Below are 25375 nucleotides of genomic sequence, written 5' to 3' on the forward strand. Positions count from 1 at the left end.
CGCCAACAGCGCCTCCATCTCCGCCGATATCGCGCTGCGCCTGCGCCACCGGCCCGAGGAAACCGTCGCGATGACCGTCGCCGGCGCGCCGGGCCTCGGCGAGGCGGCGGTGCTGCTCAGCCTCAAGGACAATAGCGAGGACGAAAAGCTGAAGCGCCAGGTCGCCCAGGCCACCAAGATGCAGGCGGTCGGCCAGCTCGCCGGCGGCGTCGCGCACGATTTCAACAACATCCTCACCGCGATCATCGGCCATTGCGACCTGATGCTGCTGCGTCATACACCCGGCGACAGCGATTATGACGATATCCAGCAGATCAAGTCCAATTCGAACCGCGCCGCGGGGCTGACCCGCCAGCTGCTCGCCTTTTCGCGGCAGCAGACCCTGCGGCCGCAAATCCTCCAGCTGCCCGACGTCGTGTCCGAAGTGTCGAACCTGTTGAAACGGCTGCTCGGCGAGACGGTGTCGCTCGACATCCATCACGGGCGGAACCTGGGCCCGGTGCGCGCGGATCCCGGCCAGCTCGAACAGGTGATCGTCAACCTCGCGGTCAATGCGCGCGATGCGATCCAGTCGCGCGAGGACGGCGAGGGGCGCGGCACGCTGACGCTCGAAACCTTCGCGGTGTCGGCATCGGCGGTCGAAGCGATGGGCCATGACGTGATGCCCGCCACCGACTATACGGCCTTCCGCCTGACCGACACCGGGATCGGCATCGCGCCCGAAGCGCTGGGCAAGATATTCGAGCCCTTCTACACGACGAAGGAAGTGGGGAAGGGGACCGGGCTCGGCCTCTCGACCGTCTACGGCATCGTCAAACAGTCGGGCGGCTATATCTTCGCCGATTCCGAAGTCGGCAAGGGCACCGCCTTCACCATCTATCTGCCCGTCCATCGCGGCGACGCGGCGGGCGTGTCCGATCCGCCCGCCGGCGCGGCGCGGCCGTCACCGGCGCCCGCCGATCCGTCTCCGTCGCCGGCCGCCGACAGCTGGGCCAGCGGCACCGTTCTCGTCGTCGAGGACGAAGACATGGTCCGGGCCGTCGCCGAACGCGCGTTGACCCGCCAGGGCTACAGCGTGGTGACCGCCGAGGACGGCGAGGACGCGCTGCGCATCATCGCCGAACGGCGGGATTTCGACCTGATCCTGTCGGACGTGGTGATGCCGGGCATGGACGGGCCGGCGATGGCGGCCGAGCTGCGCGAAATCATGCCGGACGTGCCGATCCTGTTCATGTCGGGCTATGCCGAGGAGCAGCTGCGCCAGTCGATCGACATCGAACGGGTCCATTTCCTGCCCAAGCCCTTCTCCGTCCAGCAGCTCGCCGACGCGGTGCGGGACATCATGCAGGCCGTCGCGCGCTAGGCCTGCCGGTCGACTTGCTGACAGGGGCCGGGGGGCCGGCCCTTTATCGATCGGACAAACGGCGATATCGGGCTCACCATGACCAAGGCACGCATATTGATCGTCGAGGACGAGGCGCTGATCGCCATGATGCTCGAGGATTTCGTCGAAACGCTCGGACACGAGGTGGCGGGGATCGTCGACTCGCTGGAGACCGGACTGGCGGCGGTCGCCGAAACGGAATTCGATCTTGCGATGCTCGACGTCAACCTGCGCGACGGAAAGGTCAGCTGGCCGATCGCCGACGCGCTCGACGATGCGGACAAGCCGTTTCTGTTCACGAGCGGCGGCGATCTCGAAAAACCGCCCGAACGGCATCGCCGCCGGCCGTTTCTCGCCAAGCCCTTCACGCTGGAGGGGGTGCGCGATGCTTTGGAGACGGGCCTGCGGACGGAATAAATGTTCCCCTCTTGTTCTCACGGAACAAAGCGTATACAAAGACGCCAGCGTTGAACGACCGGCGCGGAGCTTCTAGGAGGGAAACAGGCAATGGCAGCCCATCTCAAAGTGATCGATTCCGACGGAAAAAAGGACGATATGGACAGGCAGAAGGCGCTCGACGCCGCACTCGCGCAGATTGACCGGGCCTTCGGCAAGGGATCGGCGATGAAACTGGGATCGCGCGAAGCGCTCGAGATCGAATCGGTCTCCACGGGCTCGCTGGGACTGGATATCGCCCTGGGTATCGGCGGCCTTCCGCGCGGACGCGTCATCGAGATCTACGGCCCCGAAAGCTCGGGCAAGACGACGCTGGCGCTGCACACCATCGCCGAGGCCCAGAAGGCCGGCGGGACGGCAGCATTCATCGACGCCGAACATGCGCTCGATCCGGGCTATGCCAAGAAGCTCGGGGTCGATATCGACGAACTCATCATTTCGCAGCCCGATACCGGCGAGCAGGCGCTCGAGATCGCCGATACGCTGGTGCGCTCGAACGCGATCGACATTCTGGTGGTCGATTCGGTCGCCGCCCTGGTGCCGCGCGCCGAGATCGAAGGCGAAATGGGCGACAGCCATGTCGGCCTCCAGGCCCGGCTGATGAGCCAGGCGCTCAGAAAGCTCACCGGTTCGATCAACCGTTCGAAATGCATGGTCGTCTTCATCAACCAGATCCGGATGAAGATCGGCGTCATGTACGGCAGCCCCGAGACCACCTCGGGCGGCAACGCGCTCAAATTCTATGCGAGCGTGCGGCTCGACATCCGCCGGATCGGCCAGATCAAGGATCGCGACGAGGTCGTCGGCAACACGACGCGGGTGAAGGTCGTCAAGAACAAGGTCGCCCCGCCGTTCAAGCAGGTGGAGTTCGACATCATGTACGGCCAGGGCATCTCGAAGATGGGCGAGATACTCGATCTCGGCGTCAAGGCCGGGATCGTCGAGAAATCGGGCTCCTGGTTCTCCTACGATTCGACCCGGATCGGCCAGGGCCGCGAGAATTCCAAGGCCTTTCTCCTCGAAAATCCGGATATCTGCGCGAAGATCGAAAACGCGATCCGCGGCAAGGAAGGGGAAGTGGCCGAGGAAATGATGACGGGCCCGGACGCCGAAGAGGATGGCGAGACCTAAGACGCCTCGGGACCGGTTCTTGTCGAACTGCGGCGCGTTGCGAGCCATTTCTCGATGATATCGGCGCGCAGCCGCCGACCGGCCCGCTCCCATTCGACCGTGCCTTCACCTTCGATCATCGGGAGATAGATGGCGGCGCTCTCGCGGGACTTTGGCGCTACACGCCGGCCAAATTCGGTCTGCAGGGCGCGTTGAAATGCGAGAGCCGGAGAAAAGCGATCATTTTCCCCGCCGAAAAAATGAGCGGCCAGACTGGTGACGAGCGCGCCAAGCGCGGCCCCGGCTGCTTTTTCAATCGGGGATCGTAATTCCTCCTCGGCAATCGCCCCGAAAATCGGCTCCGCTATCGGCGTCGTGGCAATCCAGATGCCGATGGCCGTCACCAGCGCGGCGAGCGGCGCGAGAAGCAGCTCCCGCTGTTCGAATAGACGGCGCGCGCGTTCGGGTGACAGCGCCATCGCCGCGCGGGCGCGATATTGATTCAGGATGAGTATCACGGTGAGGATGCCGCCTATCGCGATGACCGGAACCGGCCAGATAACCAGCCCGATTCCGAGAAACGCGCCCGCGGCGATCCACACATGGCGAAACATCGCGGCCGCTATCCCAGAAATGTACCGTCCATCGCCCAGCGATGCGGTTTTTTGTGACGACACTGCAATATCAGGTCGTAGGTATCAGGGTGATTGGTGACGTCTATTGTCTCCGGCGGATTTTCTATCTGGCATACCGTGATCTGGTCGCCATATCGTCCCGCGAGGGAAATTCCTCCGGCGCTGTCCTGAGTGGCCGGTCCGGCCTCCAATTTCCGAAGTTCGGAAATTTGCGCTTCGAACTGTTCCGGATCGGTCGAGGCTATGCCGACGAATGAGGTCGCCTGCAATTCGCCCACAGCATCCTTGACGCCTTCGAATTCGTAATCGTCCGCCATTTTTCCCCCAACTGCTCTCTCGCCATGGCCAGCCGACACTAATCATAATAGACAGGCGCGATCAATCGACATCCGGGGCGACATTCATGACGGTATTGGTCCATCATCTCGAAAATTCGCGCTCGCAGCGCATCCTGTGGCTGCTCGAGGAGCTGGAGCTCGCATATGAGGTCAAGCGCTATGAGCGCGATCCGAAGACGATGCTCGCGCCGTCCGAGCTCAAACGGGTCCACCCGCTCGGCAAATCGCCGGTCGTCACGATCGACGACCGCACCCTGATCGAAACCGGCGCGATCGTCGAATATCTGGTCGCCAAGGCCGGAGGGGCGCTGGGCGCGCCCGCCCATGTCGATGAGAGCCTGCGCTACCGCCAGTTCCTCCATTATGCCGAAGGGTCGCTGATGCCGCCGCTGCTCTCGATTCTCGTGGTCAACCGGCTCGGGCTGCTCGGCCGCCCCGCGCGCAAGCCGCTGCTCGCGATGTTCGCCGGCCATCTGCGCTGGCTCAACGACGAGCTGTTCCAGCGCCCCTGGTTCGCCGGCGACAGCTTCACCGCCGCCGATGTCATGATGAGCTTTCCGCTCGAGGCCGCGCGCGAGCGGGCCGGGCTCGACGACCGCTATCCGAACCTGCTCGCCTGGCTCGAGACGATCCATGCCCGTCCCGCCTACCAGCGAGCGCTCGAGCGCGGGGGCGACTATGCCTATGCCTAGCGCCTGATACGGCTTTCGATCCGCGCAAAGCCCGCTTGCCCGGCCCGCCCCGCTTGCCTACATGCCGCGCATGACATCGACCAACGACATCCGCCGCTCCTTCCTCGAATTCTTCGCGGGCGAAGGCCATGCGCCGGTGCCCTCGGCGCCGCTCGTCCCGCACAACGATCCGACGCTGATGTTCGTCAACGCCGGCATGGTGCCGTTCAAGAATGTCTTCACCGGGCTCGAGACGCGCGACTATTCGACCGCGACCAGCTCGCAGAAATGCGTCCGCGCCGGCGGCAAGCACAACGATCTCGACAATGTCGGCTATACCGCGCGCCACCACACCTTTTTCGAAATGCTCGGCAATTTCTCGTTCGGCGACTATTTCAAGGAGCGCGCGATCGAACTCGCCTGGACGCTGATCACGAAGGAGTGGGGCCTCGATCCCGAGCGGCTGACCGCGACCGTCTATCATGACGACGACCAGGCCTATGACCTGTGGCGCAGGATTTCCGGGCGGCCCGAAAGCCGGATCGTCCGCATCGCCACGTCGGACAATTTCTGGTCGATGGGCGATACCGGCCCGTGCGGCCCGTGCAGCGAGATTTTCTACGATCATGGCGACCATATCCCGGGCGGCCCGCCGGGCTCGCCCGACGAGGACGGCGACCGGTTCGTCGAGATATGGAACCTCGTCTTCATGCAGTACGACCAGCGCGAGGAAGGGCGGGTCGAGCTGCCGAGCCCGTCGATCGACACCGGCATGGGGCTCGAGCGGATCGCCGCGGTGCTGCAGGGCACCCACGACAATTACGAGATCGACCTGTTCAGGGCGCTGATCGCCGAAAGCGCGGAACTCACCGGGACGTCGCCGGCGGGCGACACCGCCGCCTCGCACCGGGTGATCGCCGATCATCTGCGCAGCGCGAGCTTCCTGATCGCCGACGGCGTGCTGCCGGCCAATGAGGGCCGCGGCTACGTATTGCGCAGGATCATGCGCCGGGCGATGCGCCACGCGCACATCCTCGGCGCGAAAGATCCGCTGATGCACCGGCTCGTGCCGGGGCTCGTCGCGGAAATGGGCGGCGCCTTTCCGGAACTGGTCCGCGCGCAGCCGCTGGTCGAGGAGACGCTCGCCCATGAGGAGATGCGCTTCCGGCGGACGCTCGAAAACGGGCTCAAGCTGCTCGACGAGGCCGTCGCCGACATGGACGAGGGCGACGTGCTGGCCGGCGAAACGGCGTTCAAGCTCTACGACACCTACGGCTTTCCCTACGACCTGACCGAGGATGCGCTGCGCAGCCGCGGTCTCGGCATCGACCGGGCGGGGTTCGACGACGCGATGGCCGAACAGAAGGCCGCCGCGCGCGCCGCCTGGAAGGGATCGGGCGAGGCCGCATCGGACACGCTCTGGTTCGACCTAGCCGAGGAGCATGGCGGCACCGAATTCATCGGCTACACGGCCGACGAGGGCGAGGGGCAGGTCGTCGCCATCGTCCGGGACGGCGCGACCGTCGAACGGGCGGCGGCGGGCGACAGCGCGATCGTGCTGACCAACCAGACACCCTTCTACGCCGAAAGCGGCGGCCAGATGGGCGATACCGGAACGCTCTCCGACGATGGCGGGCTCGCCGGGACGGTCGGCGACACCTCGAAACCCCTCGGGCGGCTCCATGCGCATCATGTGACGATCGACAGCGGCGAGATCGCGGTCGGCCAGGTCGTCACGCTCGCCGTCGACGCAGAACGCCGCGCCCGCCTTCGCGCCAATCACAGCGCGACGCATCTGATGCACGCCGCGCTGCGCAACCGGCTCGGCGAGCATGTGACGCAGAAGGGCAGCCTCGTCGCCGAAGACCGGCTGCGTTTCGATTTCTCCCATCCCAAGGCGGTGACCGCCGAGGAGATCGCCGCGATCGAGGCCGATGTGAACGCGCAGATCCGCGGCAATGTCGATGTCGTCACCCGGCTGATGACGCCCGACGAGGCCGTGGAAGCGGGCGCGCTCGCGCTGTTCGGCGAGAAATATGGCGATGAGGTCCGTGTGCTGTCGATGGGCCGCAACGGTCCGGCCGACTATTCGGTCGAGCTGTGCGGCGGCACCCATGTGTCGGCACTCGGCGATATCGGGCTGTTCGCGATCGTCTCGGAAAGCGCGGTGTCGGCGGGCGTCCGCCGCATCGAGGCGCTGACCGGCGAGGCCGCGCGGCTCTGGTACCGCGATCGCGAGGCCAAGCTGCTGAGCGCGGCGGACGCGCTGAAAACCAGCGCCGACGAACTGCCGGGCCGCGTCGCGGCGCTGGTCGAGGAGCGCAGGCGGCTCGAACGGGAACTGGCCGACGCGAAAAAGGCGCTGGCGATGGGCGGCGGCCATGCGAGCGGCCCGGCGGCGGAGAAGATCGGCGATACGCAATTTCTCGGCCAGGTCGTCGAGGGGCTCGATCCCAAGGAGCTGCGCGGGCTGATCGACGAGGCCAAGGCGAGCCTCGGCTCGGGCATCGCGGCGATCGTCGCGGTCAATGACGGCCGGGCGAGCGTCGCGGTCGGCATGACCGACGACCTGGCCGGCGACCGGGACTCGGTCGCGCTGGTGCGCGCCGCGGTCGAAGCGCTGGGCGGCAAGGGCGGCGGCGGCCGGCCCGACATGGCGCAGGGCGGCGGCCCCGATGGCGACAAGGCGGACGACGCGCTGGCCGCGATCCGCGAAGCGATCGCCGCCGGGTCCTAGCCGCTCGATTTCGACCGGCGGAGCTTCTCGCGCGGCAGCTCCGGAAGCGCGTCGAGCTCGCCCAGTTCCATGATCGCCTCGCGCAGGCGCGCGCGCTTTTCATGAACCGAGGCGATGACCGGCCCCATCGGGACGCCGATATCGACGAGCACCGCTTCGGACAGCTGGAGCGAGGATTCCACCGTTTCGGGCACCGCATCGGTCGCGCCGGCGCGGTAGAGCTCGGCGGCATGGTCGGGATCGCGGGCGCGGGCGACGATCGTCAGATCGGGATAGGCATCGCGGACGCGCTTGGTCAGCTGCACGAGGCTGACCGGATCGTCCATCGTCAGGATCAGCGCGCTGACCCGCTCAAGGTCGAGATTTTCGAGCAGCTGCGGGCGGGCGACATCGCCAAAGATCGTCGGAAAGCCGTCGCGGCGGCCCCGCGCCACGGCGTCGATGTTGGAATCGACGGCGACGAAGGGCTGGTCGTGCTCGCGCAGCATCTCGGCGACCACCCGGCCGACCCGGCCGAACCCGACGATGATCGCGCGCTGCTCCTCGTCCTCGCCGTCGCCGGGAAAGTCGACCTGCGCCTCGCGCAGCTCGACGCGCCGCGCCGCGATGCGTCCGGCGCGCGCGAGCAGGGGGGTGATGGTGAGCCCGATCGCGGTCACCGTCTGCCAGAAGGCCGCGGTCGACGGCTGGATCAGCTCCGCCGCCAGCGCGGCGGCCAGCACGATCAGCGTGGTTTCGGAGGGCGAAGCCATGAGCAGCCCGGTTTCGGCGGCGGTCGCGCGCCGGGCGCCGGCCAGCCGCAGCAGCAGTCCCGTCACGATCGTCTTGACGAGCACCACACCGACGACCGCCAGCGCCAGCGACGTCCAGTTCTGGGCGATCAGCGCCAGATCGAGGCTCATGCCGACCGTGATCAGGAAGACCCCGAGCGCCAGCCCCTTGAACGGTTCGGTGATGACCTCGACCTCGCGGTGATATTCGGTCTCGGCGATGACAAGTCCGGCCACCAGCGCGCCGACGATCGGGGACAGCCCGACCGCGGTCGTGGCGAGACTGGCGAGAATGACGACCAGCAGGCTCGCGGCGAGAAAGACCTCCGGGCTCTTGGTCCGCGCCGCCTCGGCAAAGAGCCGGGGCAGCACGAGGCGGCCGCCGATCAGCATCGCGATCACCGTCGCGACGCCGAACATAAGGGTCAGCGCCAGCGCGCCGATGCTCTGGTCCTGGGCCGGCCCGATCGCGCCGAGCAGGAAGATGATGGGGACGATGGCGACGTCCTCGAACAGCAGCATGCCGAGCGCGGCGCGCCCGACCGGCGTCTTCGTGCCGGCAATCGGCAGCACCAGCGCGGTCGAGGACAAAGCGAGCGCCAGGCCGAGGCCGAGCGCGCCGACCGGGCTCTGCCCCAGCGCGACGAGCGCGCCGGCGATCAATATCCCGCAGCCGATCAGCTCGGCCGCGCCGACCCCGAACACGGTGCCGCGCATCGCCCATAGCCGCTTGAAGGAGAGTTCGAGGCCGATCGAGAAGAGCAGCAGAACGATCCCGAATTCGGCGAACGGCTCGATCGCCTCGGCGTCCGAGATCGTGACAAAGGCGAGCCAGGGCGCGCGGTCGGTGAGTCCGCCGAGCCCCGACGGGCCGAACAGCAGCCCGACCAGGATGAAGCCGATGATCGGCGTGATCCGGAACCGCGCGAACAGCGGGATGACGATCCCCGCCGCGCCGAGAATGACGAGCGCGTTGCCGAACGCCTCCGATTCGATTGCGTGGATCATGCCGAGCTTAGTGCAGCCCCGCCGTCAACTTGTCACCGGATTATCGGCGGATACGGCCTACCACTCGTCCATCGCGGCTTCGAGATTGACGCGGATAGCCTCGAAGAACTGTTCGCTGGTCATCCAGGCCTGGTCCGGGCCGATCAGGATCGCGAGATCCTTCGTCATCTGGCCGTTCTCGACCGTTTCGATGCAGACCCGTTCGAGCGTCTCGGCGAAGCGCGTCACGTCCGGCGTATCGTCGAACTTGCCGCGATAGATGAGACCGCGCGTCCAGGCGAAGATCGAGGCGATCGGGTTGGTCGAGGTCGCCTTGCCCTGCTCGTGCATGCGGTAGTGGCGGGTCACGGTGCCGTGCGCCGCTTCGGCTTCGACCGTCTTGCCGTCCGGAGTCATCAGCACCGAGGTCATCAGGCCGAGCGAGCCGAAGCCCTGGGCGACGGTGTCCGACTGGACGTCGCCGTCGTAATTCTTGCAGGCCCAGACGAACTTGCCCGACCATTTGAGCGCCGATGCGACCATGTCGTCGATCAGGCGATGCTCGTAGGTGATGCCGGCCTCGTCGAACTGTTCCTTGAACTCGGCCTCGAACACCTGCTCGAACAGGTCTTTGAACCGGCCGTCATATTTCTTCATGATGGTGTTCTTCGTCGAGAGATAGACCGGCCAGGCGCGCTGCAGGCCGTAATTCATGCTCGCACGCGCGAAATCGCGGATACTGTCGTCGAGATTGTACATCGCCATGGCGACGCCGGGGGAGGGGAAATTGAACACTTCCTCGTCGATCACCGTCCCGTCTTCGCCTTCGAACACGAGGCGCAGCTTGCCCGGGCCGGGCACGAGCATGTCGGTGGCGCGATACTGGTCGCCGAAGGCGTGGCGGCCGATCACGATCGGATCGGTCCAGCCCGGCACGAGGCGCGGCACATTCTCGATCACGATCGGTTCGCGGAAGACGACGCCGCCCAGTATGTTGCGGATCGTGCCGTTGGGCGATTTCCACATCCGCTTGAGATCGAACTCCTCGACCCGCGCCTCGTCCGGCGTGATCGTCGCGCATTTCACGCCAACGCCGTGCTCCTTGATCGCATTGGCGGCGTCCACGGTGATCCGGTCGTCGGTCTCGTCGCGCTTCTGGATGGACAGGTCGTAATAGTGCAGATCGACATCGAGATAGGGCAGGATCAGGCGTTCGCGTATCCATTCCCAGATAATCCGGGTCATTTCGTCGCCATCGATTTCGATGACGGGATTTTTCACCTTGATCTTCGTTGCCATGCGCAGTGTCGCTTTCCAGATGGGGATTTTCGAGAATTTGGGCCGGTCTAGGGCGCAACGTCCGCGCAATCAACCGGGTGAGGCGCGGAAAATGCAGCGATTGTCACCCCGGATGGCCGACTGTATCAAGCCCGCATGACAGAGCTTCAAAAGCCCCCGGGCGACGACCGCAATGTGCGCTGGCAATGGCCGCCTATCCATCCCGAAGGCTATAAATATCTGGCGATCTCCTCGGCCGCCGCCATCGTCTTCCTCTGGTTCGGATGGGATATCATCGCCTGGCCGATCATCGGCCTGACCATCTGGATCGCGTCCTTTTTCCGGGATCCGGCGCGGGTCACGCCGGCGGACGAGGGGCTGATCATCGCGCCGGCGGACGGGCTGGTCACGCTGATCCGCGACGTTCCCCCGCCGCCCGAAATGGCCGGACCGGACGCGCTGGGCGACGACCTGATGTGCCGCGTCTCGATCTTCATGAGCGTGTTCGACGTCCATATCAATCGCGCCCCGATGGGCGGCACGATCCGCGAGGTCGTTTATATTTCGGGCAAGTTCGTGAACGCCGATCTCGACAAGGCGAGCGAGGATAACGAGCGCCAGCATATCCTGCTGGAGACCCGCGACGGCCAGCGGATCGGCTTCACCCAGATCGCCGGGCTCGTCGCACGCCGCATCGTGCCGTTCGTCAAACCCGGCGACATGGTCGTGGCCGGCCAGCGGATCGGGCTGATCCGCTTCGGCAGCCGGGTCGACGTCTATCTGCCCGCCGGCACCGCGCCGCGTGTGGCGCTCGGCCAGAAGACCGTCGCCGGCGAGACGATCATCGCGAAGATCGGCGACGATGCGCGCGCCTTCGGCGTGACCCAATGAAGCCCCGCCGCCTGAAACGTCCGATGCGCGGCATTCCGGCGCGCGCGATCATTCCCAACGCGATCACCGTGCTGGCATTGTGCATGGGGCTGAGCGCCGTGCGGTTCGCGCTGGCGGGGAAATGGGAAACCGCGCTGACCTTCATCGTGATCGCCGGCGTGCTCGACGGGTTCGACGGCCGCATCGCCCGGCTGCTCAACGGCCAGACGCGGTTCGGCGCCGAGCTCGATTCGCTGTCGGACGTTATCGCCTTCGGCGTCGCGCCGAGCCTCGTCGTCTATCTCTGGTCGCTTGAAACGATGCCGCGCTACGGCTGGATCTTCGCCCTGGCCTTCGCGGCCGCCTGCGCGCTCCGGCTGGCGCGCTTCAACGCCAGCATCGACGAGGACGAACAACCGCACAAATCGGCGGGTTTCCTGACCGGCGTCCCGGCGCCGACCGCCGCCGGGCTGCTGCTGTTCCCGATTTTCCTGTGGCTGGTCACCCACCAGCCCCTGTTCCGCGATTTCTACGTTGTGGCGCCCTGGTCCGCGCTGGTCGCCTTTCTGATGGTCTCGAACGTCGCGACCTTCAGCTGGTCCTCGATCCGCCTGAAGCGGGGCATGCGGTTCGGCGCGCTGGCCGGCATAGCGGGCATGATCGCGGCGATCGTCACCATACCCTGGATCGCCTTTTCGGCGCTCGCCGTCGCCTATCTGATCAGCATTCCGTTCAGCATGGCGAGCTACGCGAAGGTCAGGCAGCGGCGCGGGCGGACCGGACCGGACGAACCGTCGCCGGACGCGGCATAGCAGTCCGCGCCGGACGGGCGCGGGCCGGGCGCAGGTCCCGCATTCCGGACGTCGCCGGCGCGCCGCGCAGCGCATCCGCGATCGCCGCCCAATTCTGCTGGAGCGTCAGGACGATCACCGCCAGCGGAGCGACAAGCGCGAAAACGAAAAATACGGTGGCGGCAATCTCGATCATGTCCAGCTCCTCAAACGCCCGAATTCCATCGCCATCATCACGTTTCCGCTCGGCGTGACGATCAGTCCCGATCGGGGATGTTCGCCTTGTGTTCCAGCTTCTATGTTCCGGAATTGTTCTCGTCAAGTGCGGGGTTGCATTTTTCTGCCGCACCGCCTATCTGCGCGCTATTCCACATGGAAGGCGCACATACCGGTGTCGGAGCCGTGGCTCTGATTCTTGCTTTCCAGAGGTATAACCGGAAGGAGAAAGACTATGACGGACATTTCCGTCACCATGCAGCAATTGCTCGAGGTCGGGGCGCATTTCGGCCACCAGACCCATCGCTGGAACCCGAAGATGAAGCCGTATATTTTCGGCGATCGCAACGGGGTTCACATCATCGACCTGTCGCAGACCGTGCCGCTGTTCCAGCGGGCGCTCGATTTCGTCGGCCAGTCGGTCGCGTCGGGTGGCAAGATCCTGTTCGTCGGCACCAAGCGCCAGGCGCAGCAGCCGATCGCGGACGCGGCGCGCTCGTGCGGCCAGCATTTCGTCAACCATCGCTGGCTCGGCGGCATGCTGACCAACTGGAAGACGATCTCCAACTCGATCAAGCGCCTCAAGAGTCTCGAGGAGCAGCTTTCGGGCGACGCGTCGGGCTTCACCAAGAAGGAAGTGCTGCAGCTGACGCGCGAGCGCGACAAGCTCGAGCTTTCGCTCGGCGGCATCCGCGACATGGGCGGCCTGCCGGACGTGATGTTCATCATCGACGCCAACAAGGAAGACCTGGCGATCAAGGAAGCCAATGTTCTGGGCATTCCGGTCGTCGCGATCCTGGACTCGAACGTCAGCCCGGACGGCATCGCCTTCCCGGTTCCGGCCAATGACGATGCGGCGCGCGCCATCCGGCTCTACTGCGAAGCGGTTGCCGCGGCGGCGGGCGCGGGTTCGCAGGCGGCGGCCGCCGCTTCGGGCGAGGATATCGGCGCCGCGGTCGAACCGCCCGCCGAACCGGCGATCGCCGAGGGATAGGCGTCGCGACCGACACGAAAGACCATCGCGCGCCGGGTCCGCAGCCCGGCGCGTCGATAAACGGAAATTGCAATAGATGAGGACGGACAGATGGCCGAATTTTCTGCCAAGGACGTGAAGGAACTGCGCGAGCGCACGGGCGCCGGCATGATGGATTCGAAAAAGGCGCTGCAGGAAAATGGCGGCGACATGGAAGCGGCCGTCGACTGGCTGCGCACCAAGGGCCTCGCGGCCGCCGCCAAGAAGGCCGGCCGCACGGCCGCCGAGGGCCTGGTCGGCGTCGCCGTATCGGGCACGACCGGCGCGGCCGTCGAGGTCAATTCGGAAACCGATTTCGTCGCCAAGAACGGCCAGTTCCAGGATTTCGTCGGCAAGGTCACCGAAATCGCGCTCGGCGTCGATGCCGATCTCGATGCGCTCAAGGCCGCCGACTATCCGGGCGGCGGCACGGTCGAGGAGAAGCTGACCGCGAACATCGCGACGATCGGGGAAAATCAGAGCCTGCGCCGCGTCGGCAGGATCGGCGTCGATCAGGGCGTCGTCGTCCCCTATGTCCACAACGCCGCGGCGCCCGGCATGGGCAAGATCGGCGTGCTCGTCGCGCTCGAGAGCGAAGCGGGCGCCGATATGCTCGAACCGCTCGGCAAGCAGCTCGCCATGCACATCGCCGCGGCCTCGCCGATGGCGCTGACCGGCGCCGATCTCGATCCGGACACGATCGAGCGCGAACGCGCGATCGCCAAGGAAAAGGCCGCGGAATCCGGCAAGCCCGACAATATCGTCGAGAAGATGGTCGAAGGCTCGATCGCGAAATACCGCAAGGAAAACGCGCTGATGAGCCAGATCTTCGTCATGGACAACAAGACCAAGATCGAAGACGTCGTCGCCCAGGCGGCCAAGGACGCCGGAACCGGGATCGTGCTCAAGGATTTCATCCGCTTCCAGCTCGGCGAAGGCATCGAGAAGAAGGAAGAGAATTTCGCCGAGGAAGTGGCCGCGGCGGTCGGCGCCTAGCCCGGTTCCGCTCATCCACACCATGGCAATCAAATGCTTGGCAGCGGCGCGCACCCCCACTAGGGTGCGCGCCGTTACCATGTCACCCTTTTGAAAGACCGGTCCGGCGATGTCCCGCCCGCACTATAACCGCATCCTCCTCAAATTGTCCGGCGAAGCGCTGATGGGCGACGGCCAGTTCGGCATCGACCCGGAAACCACCGCGCGGCTCGCGCGCGAGGTCGCCGCGGCGAAGGAAGCGGGTCACGAACTCTGCCTCGTCGTCGGCGGCGGCAACATCTTCCGCGGGCTCGCCGCGGCCGCCAAGGGCTTCGACCGGACGAGCGCCGACTATATGGGGATGCTCGCCACGGTGATGAACGCGCTTGCCGTCCAGAACGCGCTCGAACAGATCGGCCAGGACACGCGCGTCCTCTCGGCGATCCCGATGGACACGGTCTGCGAGCCCTATATCCGCCGCCGCGCGATGCGGCACATGGAGCGCGGCCGGATCGTCATCTTCGCGGCCGGCACCGGCAACCCCTATTTCACGACCGACACTGCCGCCGCGCTGCGCGCCGCCGAAATGGGCTGCGACGCGCTGTTCAAGGGCACCAGCGTCGACGGCGTCTACGATGCCGATCCCAAGCAGGTCGAGGGCGCGAAGCGCTACGACACGCTGAGTTTCAACCGCGTCCTGTCCGACAATCTGAAGGTCATGGACGCGGCGGCCGTGGCGCTGTGCCGCGACAACGACATACCGATCGTCGTGTTCAACATCCGCGAGAAGGGCAATCTCGCCAACGTCCTGTCGGGCGAGGGGATCGCGACGACCGTACAACAAGAAGGAGAAGCCTGATGGCGCAATATGACAAGGGCGATCTGGAGCGGCGGATGAACGGCGCCATCGAATCGCTGCGCGGCGATCTGGGCGGCCTCAGGACCGGCCGTGCCTCGGCGTCGCTGCTCGATCCGGTGCAGGTCGAGGTCTATGGCAGCAACATGCCGCTCAACCAGGTGGCAACGGTGAACGCGCCGGAACCGCGCATGCTGACCGTGCAGGTGTGGGACGGCTCGAACGTCCAGCCCGTCGAAAAGGCGATCCGCGCAGCCGGGCTCGGCCTCAACCCGCAGCTCGACGGGACGACGATCCGGCTGCCGATCCCCGACCTGACCGAGGAACGCCGCAAGGAGCTGGCCAAGCTCGCCGGCCAATATGCGGAAAAGGCGAAGATCGCGGTCCGCAACGTCCGGCGCGACGGGATGGATGCGCTCAAGGCCGACGAGAACAAGAAGGAAATCGGCGAGGACGAGAAGAAGCGGTCCGAGGCCGATGTCCAGAAGCTGACCGACGACAAGATCGCCGAGATCGACAAGATCGCCAGCGAGAAAGAATCGGAAATTCTCGAACTGTGACCGCCGAACCGGCCCGATCCGTGGATGACGCGGCGGCCGGGACTGGCAGCGGCCCGGCGGTCCCGCGTCACGTCGCCATCATCATGGACGGCAACGGCCGCTGGGCGCAGCGGCGCGGCCTGCCGCGGATCGCCGGCCACCGCAAGGGCATCGAAGCCGCGCGTTCGGTCGTCAAGGCGGCCGGGGCGCTCGGCATCGAGGTGCTGACCCTCTACGCCTTTTCGTCGGAAAACTGGAACCGGCCGGCGTCCGAGATCGCCGATCTCATGGACCTGCTGCGCCGCTTCATCCGCAAGGAGCTGGAAGCGCTGGCGGGGGAGGGCATCCGCATCCGGGTGATCGGCGACTATCACGCCTTCGAAAGCGATGTCGTCGCGCTGATCGACAGCGCGATCGCGCGGACCGCCGGCAACGACAGGGCGACGCTCGTCGTCGCGCTCAACTATGGCTCGCAGTTCGAGATCACCGACGCGGTCCGCCGGATCGCCGGGGATGTGCGGGACGGCCGGCTGGACGTGGACGAGATTTCCAACGAGACGATCGAGGACCGGCTGAGCACGCGCGGACTGCCGCCGCTAGACCTGCTGATCCGGACGTCGGGCGAAAAACGCCTGTCCAACTTCCTGCTCTGGCAGTCGGCCTATGCCGAGCTGCTGTTCACCGACACGCTCTGGCCGGATTTCGGCGAGGAGGATCTCGGCCGGGCGGTTCGGGACTTTGCGCGGCGCGACCGGCGCTACGGTGGACTATGACCGAAGCCGCGGCCCCGAGCAGGTTTCGAAATCTCTGGAAACGCACGGCGACCGGTCTCGTCCTGGCCGCCGTCGCGCTCGGCGCGCTGTTCGCCGGGCAATGGCCGTTCTGGCTGCTGGTGACCGCCCTGGCGGCGGCGATGATCTACGAATGGGGCGGGCTGATGAAGGAGCCGCGCCGCAAAACGCTCTCGGTTACCATTGTGCTGATCCTGCTGATGGTGCTGTTCAGCCCCGCCTACGCGCCGATCGACCAGGCGGATATCGTCACCGCGGCCGCGGTCGGCATCGTCGTCGGTTTGGCCTTCTGGAGCGCCCGTCTGGCCGGCGGGTTCCTCTATATCGGCCTCGCTTCGATCGCGATCATCTTCCTGCGCGAACAGGGCGGCCTCGTTCTCGCCCTCTGGACGCTCGCCATGGTCTGGGCGACCGATATCGGCGCCTATTTCTCCGGCAAGACGATCGGCGGGCCGAAGCTCGCGCCGCAGTTCAGCCCCAACAAGACCTGGGCCGGCCTGATCGGCGGCATCGCCTGCGCTGCGCTGGTCAGCGCCGGCTTCGCGCTGCAAAGCGAGTTGCCGCTCCTGATCGTGCCGCTCGGCGCGCTGTTCGCGGTCGTCGCCCAGCTCGGCGACCTGTATGAAAGCTGGCTCAAGCGGCGCGCGGACGTGAAAGACAGTTCGAACCTGTTTCCCGGCCATGGCGGGGCGCTGGACCGCCTCGACGGCCTCCTGCCGGTCGCCATCGGCGTCGCGGGCCTCAGCGCGGCGGGATGGTTGTGATGGCGACGCGCAAGCGCCTCTCGATCCTCGGCGCCACCGGCTCGGTCGGCCAGTCGACGCTCGACCTGGTGAACCGCAATCCCGACGATTTCGACGTCGTCGCGCTCACCGCGCACCGCGATGTCGAGGGCCTCGCCAGGGCGGCGCGGGAGAGCGGCGCGAACATCGCCGTGATCGCCGATCCCGAATGCGCCGGCACGTTGGCCGATGCCCTTGCCGGGAGCGGTATCGCGACCGCCGCCGGCGCGGACGCGATATGCGAGGCCGCGGCGATGGACGCCGATCTCGTGATGGCCGCGATTGTCGGCGCGGCCGGTATTCCGTCGGTCATGGCCGCGATCGAGGCCGGGACGACGGTCGGGCTGGCGAACAAGGAATCGCTGGTATCGGCCGGATCGCTGATGCTGGAAGCGGCGCGCACGCGCGGAGTCACGATCCTGCCCGTGGATTCGGAGCATAATGCGATCTTCCAGTGCTTCGACCATCAGCGCCCGTCGGGCATCGCCAGCATCATCCTCACCGCGTCGGGCGGCCCGTTCCGCGAATGGTCGCGCGAGGACATGCGCGACGTGACGCCCGAGCGCGCGGTCCAGCATCCCAACTGGTCGATGGGCGCGAAGATTTCGGTCGATTCGGCGACGCTGATGAACAAGGGGCTGGAGCTGATCGAGGCGCGCTACCTGTTCGATCTGCCGCCCGACAACTGCCGGATCATCGTCCACCCGCAATCGGTCATCCATTCGCTGGTCGAATATCGCGACGGATCGGTCCTGGCGCAGCTCGGCGCGCCGGACATGCGCATCCCGATCGCCTACACCCTGGCCTGGCCGGAACGGATGGACACGCCCTGCGAACGGCTGAGCCTGGGAGAGATCGGCAAGCTCGACTTCGAGGAACCCGATCCGGTGCGCTTCCCGGCGATCGCGCTGGCCCGTTCCGCGATGGAGGCGGGCGGCGCGCGCCCGGCGATCCTCAATGCCGCGAACGAGGAGGCGGTCGCCGCGTTCCTGGCCGGCCGCATCGGCTTTCTCGATATCACGGCAATTGTCGGGAACGTGCTGGACGGCTATGCACCGGACGCGCCGGAGAGCCTGGACGATGTCTTCGCGATCGACGAGGCGGCGCGCGCGCAGGCGCAGCAGCAGATGGAACGCTATTCCGCATGATCGAAAGCCCCGGCATTCTCTACTCCATCGGTGCCTTCCTGCTGGTCATCGGCCCGCTCGTCTTCGTCCACGAGATGGGCCATTATCTGGTGGCCCGCTGGTTCGGCACGAAAGTCGAGAAGTTCTCGATCGGGTTCGGCCGCGAGATCGCCGGCTGGACCGACAGGCGCGGGACCCGCTGGAAGATCGGCTGGCTGCCGCTCGGTGGCTATGTCCAGTTCGCCGGCGACCTGAACGCCGCGAGCCAGCCCGATCCCAACATGAACGGACTGCCGGATGCCGACCGGGCGGAACTCTTCCAGTTCAAGCCCTTGGGCCAGCGTTTCCTGATCATCCTCGCTGGCCCGATGATCAACTTCCTGTTCGCGATCATCCTCTTCATGGGTATTTTCGCCACTTACGGGCAGGCGCAGAACGCGCCCGTCATCTCCGCGATCATGGAGGATTCGGTCGCCGACGCGGCCGGGTTCGAGCTCGGCGACGAGATCGTCGCGGTCGACGGCCGCGCCATCGACCGGTTCGACGAGCTAGCCGATATCGTCCGCCTGCGCCCGGGCCAGGAAATGCGGTTCGATATCGTCCGCGGCGGCGAGGATCTGTCGATCACTGCCGTAACCGGCGACGTCACGATCACCGACCGGTTCGGCAACGAGGCCCGGATCGGGCAGCTCGGCGTCCAGTCCGACGTGCTCGAGATGGAAGCCTTGGGGGCGCTGGAGCTGCCGGGCGCGGCGATCGACCAAACCGTGTCGAGTCTGGAGATGATCACGGTCGGCCTCGGCCAGATCATTTCCGGGCGGCGGTCGGTCGAGGAACTGGGCGGGCCGCTGCGCATCGCGCAATTCTCGGGCCAGACCGCGAGTCTCGGCCTGTACGCTTTTTTATTCTTCATGGCGGCGATCTCGATTAATCTGGGATTCATCAACCTGTTGCCAATCCCGATGCTCGACGGGGGTCACCTGGTGTTCTATGCGGCCGAGGCTGTCCGCAGGAGGCCGATAAAGCCAGAGGCACAAGAATGGGCTTTCCGCATGGGTCTTGCCGTCTTGCTGAGTTTCATGTTGATGGTGACGGTGATCGATCTGGGATCGTTCGGTGTCTGGGAGCGACTGAGCGGCTTGATCGGCTGACTTCTATGGGGCAGGGCGGGAATTCTCCTACCGGAATAAGATAATAAGGGCGGTTTGCGTGCATCTGAGTAACCGAAGAATTTCGAAGCGGGCGCGGCTTTCTGGGCTGATGCTGGGTACCATGCTGGGCGGCTTCGCGGTGCCGGCCCTCGCGCAACCGGCACCGCCGTCGCCGCCCCCGGCGCCCGCCCAGGGCCCCGTCCCGCAGTTCGACACCGGCGCCCAGGCCGTCGATACCGCCAGCCAGCTGCCCGAGGGGCAGGTCATCCGGGCGGTCCTCGTCGAGGGATCGCAGCGGATCGAACCCGATACCGTGCGGTCCTATGTCCAGCTCCGCCCCGGCGCGACCTATACGCGCGAGGATCTCGACGAGGCGCTGCGCGACCTGTTCGAGACCGAGCTGTTCGCCGATGTCGAGATTCGCGACAATCAGGGCGAGCTGACGATCGTCGTGCAGGAAAACCCGGTCATCAACCGCATCCTGCTCGAGGGCAACCGCCGCCTCGACGACGACGATATCCGCGGCGAGATCCGGCTCGCGCCGCGCCAGATCTTCACCCGTTCGCGCGCCCGCGCCGACGTCGCGCGGATCATCGAGCTCTATCGCCGCCGCGGCCGCTTCGCCGCCTCGGTCGAACCGCAGATGGTCGAGCTCGATCAGAACCGCGTCGATATCGTGTTCGAGATCAGCGAGGGCCCGCGCTCGCGAGTCCAGCAGATCAACGTCATCGGCAACGAGGTGTTCTCGGACAGCGACCTGCGCTCGGAGATGGCGACCAAACAGTCGCGCTTCTTCCGCTTCTTCTCGTCGAGCGACACGTTCGATCCCGATCGCCTCGCCTTCGACCAGCAGCGCCTCCGCCAATTCTACCTGACCGAAGGCTATGCCGACTTCCGCGTGATATCGGCGGTCGCCGAGCTGACGCCCGACCGGCGCGATTTCATCATCACCTATGTGGTGGAAGAGGGCGAGCGCTACCGCTTCGGCGAGCTCGAACTCGACAGCGACCTGCGCGATTTCAGCTCGGAACGCTTCGCCGGCTTCATCCCGATGCAGACCGGCGACTGGTACAACGCCCAGCAGATCGAGGACACGATCGACCGCCTCAACGAGACGGCGGGCCTGCTCGGCTATGCGTTCGCCGAGGCGCGGCCGGAATTCAACATCAACCGCGACGACCGCACGATGGACGTCCGCTTCCGGATCGAAGAGACGCCGCGCGTCTATATCGAGCGGATCGACATCAACGGCAACACGCTGACCCGCGACAAGGTGATCCGGCGCGAGTTCCGGCTGCAGGAGGGCGACGCCTTCAACAGCTTCCTCGTCCGCCGGTCGCAGAGCCGCATCCAGTCGCTCGGCTTCTTCCAGGAGAATTTCGAGATCGAGCAGTCGCCCGGCTCGGCGCCCGACCGGATCGTGCTGACCGCCAATGTCGAGGAAAACCCGACCGGCGAGCTGCAGGTGTCCGCCGGTTTCTCGAGCCTCGAACGGTTCATCCTCAATTTCTCGGTGCGCCAGCGCAACTTCCTCGGCAAGGGCCAGGAGCTGCGCGCCGGCGTCAACTGGTCGAGCTTCTCCAACTCGATCGAGCTCGGCTTCACCGAACCCTATCTGTTCGACCGCAACATCGCGGTCGGCGTCGACCTGTTCCGCCGCGATTTCGATTCGTTCAACTTCATCGGCAACGACCGCAACACGACCTACGAACAGGTCAGCACCGGCTTCCAGGTCCGCGCCGGCGTGCCGCTGACCGAGTACTGGACGCTCGCGCTGCGCTACGGGCTGAGCCAGGAAGACATCACGCTCGATCGCAACACCTTCTTCATCAATGACGAGTGCAGCCCGCTGCTCGCCGGCCGCTTCCTCTGCGACACCATCGGCGAACGGATCATCTCGAGCATCGGCTATTCGCTGGTCTACAACAATCTCGACAATAATGTCCGCCCGTCGAGCGGCCGCCGGATCATCCTCAGCCAGGATTTCGCGGGCCTGCTCGGCGATGTCCGCTATCTGCGCACGCGGATCGACGCCGACCAGTATTTCAACATCGGATCGGGCTTCATCTTCGGGCTCAGCGCCGAGGCCGGCTATATCCAGTCGTTCGAAAACCGGGGCGGCGCGGGGGTCGACGACGTCCGGCTGACCGACCGCTTCTTCCTCGGCGAGCCGCAGATTCGCGGCTTCGACATTCGCGGCGTCGGACCGCGCGTCCAGCGCTTTTCCTACGAGCCGGGCACGAACAACCTGATCACCGAAGAGCGGTTCGTGACCGATGACGCGATCGGCGGCCGGGCCTATTATCTGGCGCGCGCCGAGCTCGAAATCCCGCTCGGCTCGGGCGCCCGCGAGCTCGGCTTCCGGCCTTCGATCTTCGTCGATGCCGGCGCCGTATTCGGCGTAACGGATCCGGTGCTGCAAACCTTCCCGTGCCTCGATGCCAACGGCAACGAAGTCGGCCGGACGCCATGTACCGGCGATGCGATCCCGGGCCCGATCATCACGCGCCTGCTCGACAATACCGGCAACCCGCTGTTCATCGCGCCCGATGGCACGCTCACGCCGGACGCGGTGACCGACGGCACGAACAATCCGGAAGCCAACCGCACAATCGCACCGTTCCTCGAACGCTTCGTCGGCGATTCGCCGTCGCCGCGCGTTACGATCGGTGCGGGTGTATCCTGGAACTCGCCATTCGGGCCGTTCCGTATCGACCTCGCCTACGCCCTGCTCCAGGAGGAAGGCGACGAGGACAAAATCTTCTCATTCAACATAGGAACCCAATTCTGATGTTTTCAAAAACCAAAACCCTATTCGCAGGGCTGCTGCTCGCGCTTCCGATGGTCGCCGCGACTCCGGCCCACGCCCAGGCCCGCGGCGTCGGCGTCGTGAGCGTCGATGCGGCGATCCAGCAGACGACCGCCTATCAGGCCGCCGCGACGCAGATCCAGAGCACCTATGCCGCGCAGATCCAGCAGGCCCAGACGCGGGCGACCGCGCTCGAGGCCGAGCTGCGCCCGCTGCAGCAGGCCGCACAGGCTGCCCAGCAGGCCAACCCCGAGACCGCCGGTCCCTCCATCGAGGCGTTCAACACCCGCCAACAGGCCGCGCAGCAGGAGCTGGCGACGATCCGCCGGCCGGTGCTCCTCGCGACGCAATATGTCCGCGAACAGATCGCGGTGCATTTCAACGAGGCACTGACGGCTGCGATGTCGGCGAGCAACGTCGATCTCGTGCTCGAGCCGAACGCGGTCGCGACGCTCGCGCCGAACTCGACGGCCAATATCACCTCGGCCGTGACGACCCAGCTCAACACCCGGGTGCCGAGCGTGCAGGCGATCCCGCCGGCAGGCTGGAACCCCGGCGACACGCTGCGCGCCGCACAACAGGCCGCGCAGCCGGCTCCGAGCCAGCCCGAAGGCCGGTGAGCGAGACCAAATCGCAGGACATGGCCGCCATCGGCCCGCTTGACGTCAAGCGGGTGATGGCGGCCATTCCGCACCGCTATCCGTTTCTCCTCGTCGACCGGGTCGAACAGATCGTCCCGGGCGAATCGATCACCGCGATCAAGGCCGTGTCGATGAACGAGGAATATTTCCAGGGCCATTTCCCGGGCCGGCCGATCATGCCCGGCGTGCTGATCGTCGAGGCGCTCGCCCAGGCCGCCGCGATCATGGCGGTCGAGGAACTGGACCTGCTCGAAAGCGGCAAGCTCGTCTATTTCATGGCGATCGACGGCGCCAAGTTCCGCGCGCCCGTCGAGCCGGGCTGCCTGCTGACCCTCAAGGTCGAATATGCGAAGAAACGGTTTCCCGTCTGCAAGTTCAGCGGCAAGGCCTATGTCGGCGACACACTCGCCGCCGAAGCCGATTTCACAGCGATGATCGCCGATCCGCCTGAAGACTGAGCGGATCGCTCACGAACAACGGCCATATCATTATGACCGTCATTGCGAGGATCGCAGCGACGACGCAATGACGAATCCTTGTCTCGGGGGATGAGCGCCGCCAAGTTCGGGGCGACGGATCTGAGCTGTTCCGGAAGGAGAAAACCCCTAAACGCGCGCCCAGCGCCCGTCGCGCTGCGCCACCCCGAAAACCTCCGCGACGATCGCGTCGGACAGCGTGGCGGACGGTACGCCGTCGGCCACGATGCGCCCCGTGTCGATCACGATCGCCCGGTCGCCATGCTGGCGCGCCAGGTCGATGTCGTGGATCGAGAGGATCACCGCCGCGCCGTTCGCGGCCTCGGAGCGCAGCCGCGCCAGTATCGCCAGCTGCCATTGCGGGTCGAGATTGGCGCAGGGCTCGTCGAGCAGCACGGCGCCCGCCTGCGGCGCGAGCGCCCGGGCGATCATCACGCGCGAACGCTCGCCGGTCGACAGATGGTCGAGCCGGCGCTCGGCGAGGGCGGACGCTTCCAGCGAGGCCAGCGCCGCATCCGCCCGGTCGCCATGCGCTGTTCCGGGCAGGCCGAGCGCGATATAGTCGCGCGCCCTGAGCGGCCAGCGCACTTCGCGCGACGCGCCGAGAAAGGCCAGGTGGCGGATTCGCTGAGCCGGGGAGAGCGTCGCGATCGCATCGCCGTCGACGCGGATATCGCCCATCGTCCCGGAAAGACCCGCCAGCGCGTGCAGCAGGCTGGTCTTGCCCGCGCCGTTGGGGCCCACCAGCATCGTCACCGTCCCGCCCTCGAAGGCGAGGTCGCAGGGTTCGAGCCGGCCCGCGATCGCGGCGCCCGAGGCGATCAGCCGCGCGCTCATGGCCGCGCGCTCCAGCGCATATGCGCGACCAGCCAGAGGAAGAAGGGCGCGCCGAGCAGCGCGGTCAGCACGCCGATCGGCACCGAGCGGTCGGGCGGCGCGAAGCGGACCGCGATGTCGGCGGCGAGCAGCAGGGCGGCGCCGATCAGCGCGGCAGGCAGGACGGCCCGGCCCGGATGGCCGGCGGTCAGCTTGCGCGCGATGACCGGCCCGACCAGGCCGATAAAGCCGACCGCACCGCACACGGACACCGCCGCGCCGACGCCGATCGCGGTCGCGACGATGATATTGCGCCGGAGCGCGGCGACGTCATGGCCCATCGCCTCGGCGACATCCTCGCCGAGCGCCAACCGGTCGAGCGCCGGCGTGCAGCGCGCGAAATAGGCGATCGCGGCGAGCGCCGGCACCGCGGCGAAGGCGAGCTGGGGCAGGCTGCGGTCGACCAGCGATCCCATGAGCCAGGCATAGGCGTCGTAAAAGGCGAAAGGCGAGGGCGCGAGCGCCAGCGCCAGCGCCGTTCCCGATCCGGTGATCGCGCTGATCGCGATCCCGGCCAGCAGCAGGGTCGCGGTTTCGGCGCGCGGCCCGGCGAGCATCAGCAGCAGCGCGAGCGCGACGCCGGCGCCCGCCACGCCGCCGATCGCGACCCCGAACGGGCTCGCGAAGCCGATCAGATAGGCGGTGATCACCGCACCGAACGCCGCGCCGCCGGTCGCGCCGGTAATGTCGGGCGAGGCGAGGGGGTTGGCGAACAGCGCCTGGATCGCCGCGCCGCTCGCGCCGAGCACCGCGCCGTAGACCAGCGCCAGCAGCGCGCGCGGCAGCCGGAGTTCGGCGACCACGATCCAGGCGAGATCGGGATCGGTCGCGAACAGCTCCGGCAGCGCGTACAGCGGCACCGTCAGCGACGCGATGGTCAGGCCGAGCACGAGCAGGGCGAACAGGATGTAAAAACCGGCCCTCATCGGGCGAGTATCCGTCGCAGCCTTCGGATTTCGGGCAGCATCGACGGCCCGGCGCAGGTCCAGCGGCGGCCGTCGGTATCGACGATGCGCGTCGCCGACGCATCGGCGACGAACCGGAAGCCCGGCCAATATTGGCCGAGCGACGTCTGGCCGCGGCGATAGTCGCTGCGG

Annotated in this window: 25 protein-coding genes; 18 read left to right on the forward strand and 7 right to left on the reverse strand. The window is 66.5% G+C overall.

What is annotated here, in order from left to right; translation table 11 throughout:
• From ACTS1X_RS05235 to recA, 3 genes are all read left to right on the forward strand, one after another.
• On the forward strand, positions 1–1363 hold a 1363-nt coding region (locus ACTS1X_RS05235; protein ID WP_442613327.1), incomplete at its 5' end, for a response regulator.
• 78 nt (positions 1364–1441) lie between these two features.
• Positions 1442–1801, forward strand: a complete 360-nt coding sequence (locus ACTS1X_RS05240; protein WP_442613328.1) for a response regulator — start codon at positions 1442–1444, stop codon at positions 1799–1801.
• 90 nt (positions 1802–1891) lie between these two features.
• Positions 1892–2971, forward strand: coding sequence for a recombinase RecA (gene recA / locus ACTS1X_RS05245; RefSeq protein ID WP_442613329.1), 1080 nt, complete (start codon positions 1892–1894; stop codon positions 2969–2971).
• Here recA and ACTS1X_RS05250 read toward each other — a convergent pair.
• Both ACTS1X_RS05250 and ACTS1X_RS05255 read right to left on the reverse strand, forming a co-directional pair.
• Complete coding sequence (locus ACTS1X_RS05250; RefSeq protein ID WP_442613330.1) at positions 2968–3564, reverse strand: hypothetical protein; 597 nt, start codon at positions 3562–3564, stop codon at positions 2968–2970. The two genes, recA and ACTS1X_RS05250, sit on opposite strands and share 4 nt — an antisense overlap.
• Before the next feature lie 8 nt (positions 3565–3572).
• Positions 3573–3902 carry a hypothetical protein gene (locus tag ACTS1X_RS05255; protein ID WP_442613331.1) on the reverse strand — a complete coding sequence of 110 codons (330 nt, stop codon included), beginning with the start codon at positions 3900–3902 and terminating at the stop codon, positions 3573–3575.
• Between the two features lie 86 nt (positions 3903–3988).
• Here ACTS1X_RS05255 and ACTS1X_RS05260 point away from each other — a divergent pair, with 86 nt between their 5' ends.
• Together ACTS1X_RS05260 and alaS are read left to right on the forward strand one after the other, a co-directional pair.
• The gene (locus tag ACTS1X_RS05260; RefSeq protein WP_442613332.1) at positions 3989–4615 is read left to right on the forward strand and encodes a glutathione S-transferase family protein; all 627 of its coding nucleotides are present in this window, start codon (positions 3989–3991) and stop codon (positions 4613–4615) included.
• Between the two features lie 70 nt (positions 4616–4685).
• Positions 4686–7331 carry an alanine--tRNA ligase gene (gene alaS, locus ACTS1X_RS05265; protein WP_442613333.1) on the forward strand — a complete coding sequence of 882 codons (2646 nt, stop codon included), beginning with the start codon at positions 4686–4688 and terminating at the stop codon, positions 7329–7331.
• Here the strand turns inward: alaS and ACTS1X_RS05270 are convergent.
• Together ACTS1X_RS05270 and ACTS1X_RS05275 are read right to left on the reverse strand one after the other, a co-directional pair.
• Positions 7328–9109, reverse strand: a complete 1782-nt coding sequence (locus ACTS1X_RS05270) for a cation:proton antiporter domain-containing protein (RefSeq protein WP_442613334.1) — start codon at positions 9107–9109, stop codon at positions 7328–7330. The two genes, alaS and ACTS1X_RS05270, sit on opposite strands and share 4 nt — an antisense overlap.
• 57 nt (positions 9110–9166) lie before the next feature.
• The gene (locus ACTS1X_RS05275; RefSeq protein ID WP_442613335.1) at positions 9167–10387 is read right to left on the reverse strand and encodes an NADP-dependent isocitrate dehydrogenase; all 1221 of its coding nucleotides are present in this window, start codon (positions 10385–10387) and stop codon (positions 9167–9169) included.
• Positions 10388–10522: 135 nt separating this feature from the next.
• On the opposite strand from ACTS1X_RS05275, the gene ACTS1X_RS05280 reads away from it, so the two are divergent.
• Together ACTS1X_RS05280 and ACTS1X_RS05285 are read left to right on the forward strand one after the other, a co-directional pair.
• Positions 10523–11257: a phosphatidylserine decarboxylase gene (locus ACTS1X_RS05280; protein WP_442613336.1), complete on the forward strand. Its 735-nt coding sequence runs from the start codon at positions 10523–10525 to the stop codon at positions 11255–11257.
• Positions 11254–12048, forward strand: coding sequence for a CDP-alcohol phosphatidyltransferase family protein (locus tag ACTS1X_RS05285; protein ID WP_442613337.1), 795 nt, complete (start codon positions 11254–11256; stop codon positions 12046–12048). Before ACTS1X_RS05280 ends, ACTS1X_RS05285 begins: the two co-directional genes overlap by 4 nt.
• Here the strand turns inward: ACTS1X_RS05285 and ACTS1X_RS05290 are convergent.
• Entirely contained in the window at positions 11993–12223 is a 231-nt protein-coding gene (locus ACTS1X_RS05290; protein WP_442613338.1) for a hypothetical protein, read from the reverse strand. The genes ACTS1X_RS05285 and ACTS1X_RS05290 overlap by 56 nt on opposite strands.
• Before the next feature lie 255 nt (positions 12224–12478).
• Here ACTS1X_RS05290 and rpsB point away from each other — a divergent pair, with 255 nt between their 5' ends.
• The 11 genes from rpsB (at position 12479) to fabZ (ending at position 23384) form a co-directional block, all read left to right on the forward strand.
• Positions 12479–13237, forward strand: coding sequence for a 30S ribosomal protein S2 (gene rpsB, locus ACTS1X_RS05295; RefSeq protein WP_442613339.1), 759 nt, complete (start codon positions 12479–12481; stop codon positions 13235–13237).
• A 90-nt stretch (positions 13238–13327) separates the two neighbouring features.
• Entirely contained in the window at positions 13328–14251 is a 924-nt protein-coding gene (gene tsf, locus ACTS1X_RS05300) for a translation elongation factor Ts (protein WP_442613340.1), read from the forward strand.
• A 109-nt stretch (positions 14252–14360) separates the two neighbouring features.
• Positions 14361–15089: a UMP kinase gene (pyrH, locus tag ACTS1X_RS05305; protein WP_442613341.1), complete on the forward strand. Its 729-nt coding sequence runs from the start codon at positions 14361–14363 to the stop codon at positions 15087–15089.
• Positions 15089–15646, forward strand: a complete 558-nt coding sequence (gene frr, locus ACTS1X_RS05310; RefSeq protein WP_442613342.1) for a ribosome recycling factor — start codon at positions 15089–15091, stop codon at positions 15644–15646. Before pyrH ends, frr begins: the two co-directional genes overlap by 1 nt.
• 20 nt (positions 15647–15666) lie before the next feature.
• Positions 15667–16398 (forward strand): isoprenyl transferase, encoded by a 732-nt coding sequence (locus ACTS1X_RS05315; RefSeq protein WP_442613343.1) that lies wholly within the window; start codon positions 15667–15669, stop codon positions 16396–16398.
• Complete coding sequence (locus ACTS1X_RS05320) at positions 16395–17180, forward strand: phosphatidate cytidylyltransferase (protein ID WP_442613344.1); 786 nt, start codon at positions 16395–16397, stop codon at positions 17178–17180. Before ACTS1X_RS05315 ends, ACTS1X_RS05320 begins: the two co-directional genes overlap by 4 nt.
• Positions 17180–18346 carry a 1-deoxy-D-xylulose-5-phosphate reductoisomerase gene (locus tag ACTS1X_RS05325; protein WP_442613345.1) on the forward strand — a complete coding sequence of 389 codons (1167 nt, stop codon included), beginning with the start codon at positions 17180–17182 and terminating at the stop codon, positions 18344–18346. The genes ACTS1X_RS05320 and ACTS1X_RS05325 overlap by 1 nt, the downstream gene beginning before the upstream one ends.
• Positions 18343–19476, forward strand: coding sequence for an RIP metalloprotease RseP (gene rseP, locus ACTS1X_RS05330; protein WP_442613346.1), 1134 nt, complete (start codon positions 18343–18345; stop codon positions 19474–19476). Before ACTS1X_RS05325 ends, rseP begins: the two co-directional genes overlap by 4 nt.
• A gap of 109 nt (positions 19477–19585) precedes the next feature.
• Positions 19586–22267 carry an outer membrane protein assembly factor BamA gene (bamA, locus tag ACTS1X_RS05335; protein ID WP_442613347.1) on the forward strand — a complete coding sequence of 894 codons (2682 nt, stop codon included), beginning with the start codon at positions 19586–19588 and terminating at the stop codon, positions 22265–22267.
• Complete coding sequence (locus ACTS1X_RS05340) at positions 22267–22905, forward strand: OmpH family outer membrane protein (RefSeq protein ID WP_442613348.1); 639 nt, start codon at positions 22267–22269, stop codon at positions 22903–22905. The genes bamA and ACTS1X_RS05340 overlap by 1 nt, the downstream gene beginning before the upstream one ends.
• Positions 22906–22925: 20 nt before the next feature.
• On the forward strand, positions 22926–23384 hold the full coding sequence (gene fabZ, locus ACTS1X_RS05345) for a 3-hydroxyacyl-ACP dehydratase FabZ (protein WP_442613351.1): 459 nt from the start codon (positions 22926–22928) through the stop codon (positions 23382–23384).
• 147 nt (positions 23385–23531) lie between these two features.
• On the opposite strand, the gene ACTS1X_RS05350 is transcribed toward fabZ, so the two are convergent.
• Together ACTS1X_RS05350 and ACTS1X_RS05355 are read right to left on the reverse strand one after the other, a co-directional pair.
• Positions 23532–24239: an ABC transporter ATP-binding protein gene (locus ACTS1X_RS05350; protein WP_442613349.1), complete on the reverse strand. Its 708-nt coding sequence runs from the start codon at positions 24237–24239 to the stop codon at positions 23532–23534.
• A complete protein-coding gene (locus tag ACTS1X_RS05355; RefSeq protein WP_442613350.1) occupies positions 24236–25204 on the reverse strand; it encodes a FecCD family ABC transporter permease in 969 nt (322 codons plus the stop codon). The genes ACTS1X_RS05350 and ACTS1X_RS05355 overlap by 4 nt, the downstream gene beginning before the upstream one ends.
• Positions 25205–25375: the final 171 nt, after the last annotated feature.

It is taken from the genome of Parasphingopyxis sp. (assembly GCF_052168275.1).
Taxonomy (GTDB): domain Bacteria; phylum Pseudomonadota; class Alphaproteobacteria; order Sphingomonadales; family Sphingomonadaceae; genus Parasphingopyxis.

Excerpts from the sequence above, each read along its gene's own strand:
- ACTS1X_RS05270 (WP_442613334.1), bottom strand. The coding sequence starts at position 9,109 with ATGATCCACGCAATCGAATCGGAGGCGTTCGGCAACGCGCTCGTCATT.
- recA (WP_442613329.1), top strand. The coding sequence starts at position 1,892 with ATGGCAGCCCATCTCAAAGTGATCGATTCCGACGGAAAAAAGGACGAT.
- fabZ (WP_442613351.1), top strand. The coding sequence starts at position 22,926 with ATGGCCGCCATCGGCCCGCTTGACGTCAAGCGGGTGATGGCGGCCATT.
- ACTS1X_RS05255 (WP_442613331.1), bottom strand. The coding sequence starts at position 3,902 with ATGGCGGACGATTACGAATTCGAAGGCGTCAAGGATGCTGTGGGCGAA.
- ACTS1X_RS05280 (WP_442613336.1), top strand. The coding sequence starts at position 10,523 with ATGACAGAGCTTCAAAAGCCCCCGGGCGACGACCGCAATGTGCGCTGG.
- ACTS1X_RS05350 (WP_442613349.1), bottom strand. The coding sequence starts at position 24,239 with ATGAGCGCGCGGCTGATCGCCTCGGGCGCCGCGATCGCGGGCCGGCTC.
- ACTS1X_RS05290 (WP_442613338.1), bottom strand. The coding sequence starts at position 12,223 with ATGATCGAGATTGCCGCCACCGTATTTTTCGTTTTCGCGCTTGTCGCT.
- rpsB (WP_442613339.1), top strand. The coding sequence starts at position 12,479 with ATGACGGACATTTCCGTCACCATGCAGCAATTGCTCGAGGTCGGGGCG.
- ACTS1X_RS05250 (WP_442613330.1), bottom strand. The coding sequence starts at position 3,564 with ATGTTTCGCCATGTGTGGATCGCCGCGGGCGCGTTTCTCGGAATCGGG.
- ACTS1X_RS05285 (WP_442613337.1), top strand. The coding sequence starts at position 11,254 with ATGAAGCCCCGCCGCCTGAAACGTCCGATGCGCGGCATTCCGGCGCGC.
- ACTS1X_RS05340 (WP_442613348.1), top strand. The coding sequence starts at position 22,267 with ATGTTTTCAAAAACCAAAACCCTATTCGCAGGGCTGCTGCTCGCGCTT.
- ACTS1X_RS05325 (WP_442613345.1), top strand. The coding sequence starts at position 17,180 with ATGGCGACGCGCAAGCGCCTCTCGATCCTCGGCGCCACCGGCTCGGTC.
- alaS (WP_442613333.1), top strand. The coding sequence starts at position 4,686 with ATGACATCGACCAACGACATCCGCCGCTCCTTCCTCGAATTCTTCGCG.
- ACTS1X_RS05240 (WP_442613328.1), top strand. The coding sequence starts at position 1,442 with ATGACCAAGGCACGCATATTGATCGTCGAGGACGAGGCGCTGATCGCC.
- ACTS1X_RS05275 (WP_442613335.1), bottom strand. The coding sequence starts at position 10,387 with ATGGCAACGAAGATCAAGGTGAAAAATCCCGTCATCGAAATCGATGGC.
- rseP (WP_442613346.1), top strand. The coding sequence starts at position 18,343 with ATGATCGAAAGCCCCGGCATTCTCTACTCCATCGGTGCCTTCCTGCTG.
- ACTS1X_RS05260 (WP_442613332.1), top strand. The coding sequence starts at position 3,989 with ATGACGGTATTGGTCCATCATCTCGAAAATTCGCGCTCGCAGCGCATC.
- ACTS1X_RS05355 (WP_442613350.1), bottom strand. The coding sequence starts at position 25,204 with ATGAGGGCCGGTTTTTACATCCTGTTCGCCCTGCTCGTGCTCGGCCTG.
- bamA (WP_442613347.1), top strand. The coding sequence starts at position 19,586 with ATGCTGGGTACCATGCTGGGCGGCTTCGCGGTGCCGGCCCTCGCGCAA.
- ACTS1X_RS05320 (WP_442613344.1), top strand. The coding sequence starts at position 16,395 with ATGACCGAAGCCGCGGCCCCGAGCAGGTTTCGAAATCTCTGGAAACGC.
- frr (WP_442613342.1), top strand. The coding sequence starts at position 15,089 with ATGGCGCAATATGACAAGGGCGATCTGGAGCGGCGGATGAACGGCGCC.
- pyrH (WP_442613341.1), top strand. The coding sequence starts at position 14,361 with ATGTCCCGCCCGCACTATAACCGCATCCTCCTCAAATTGTCCGGCGAA.
- tsf (WP_442613340.1), top strand. The coding sequence starts at position 13,328 with ATGGCCGAATTTTCTGCCAAGGACGTGAAGGAACTGCGCGAGCGCACG.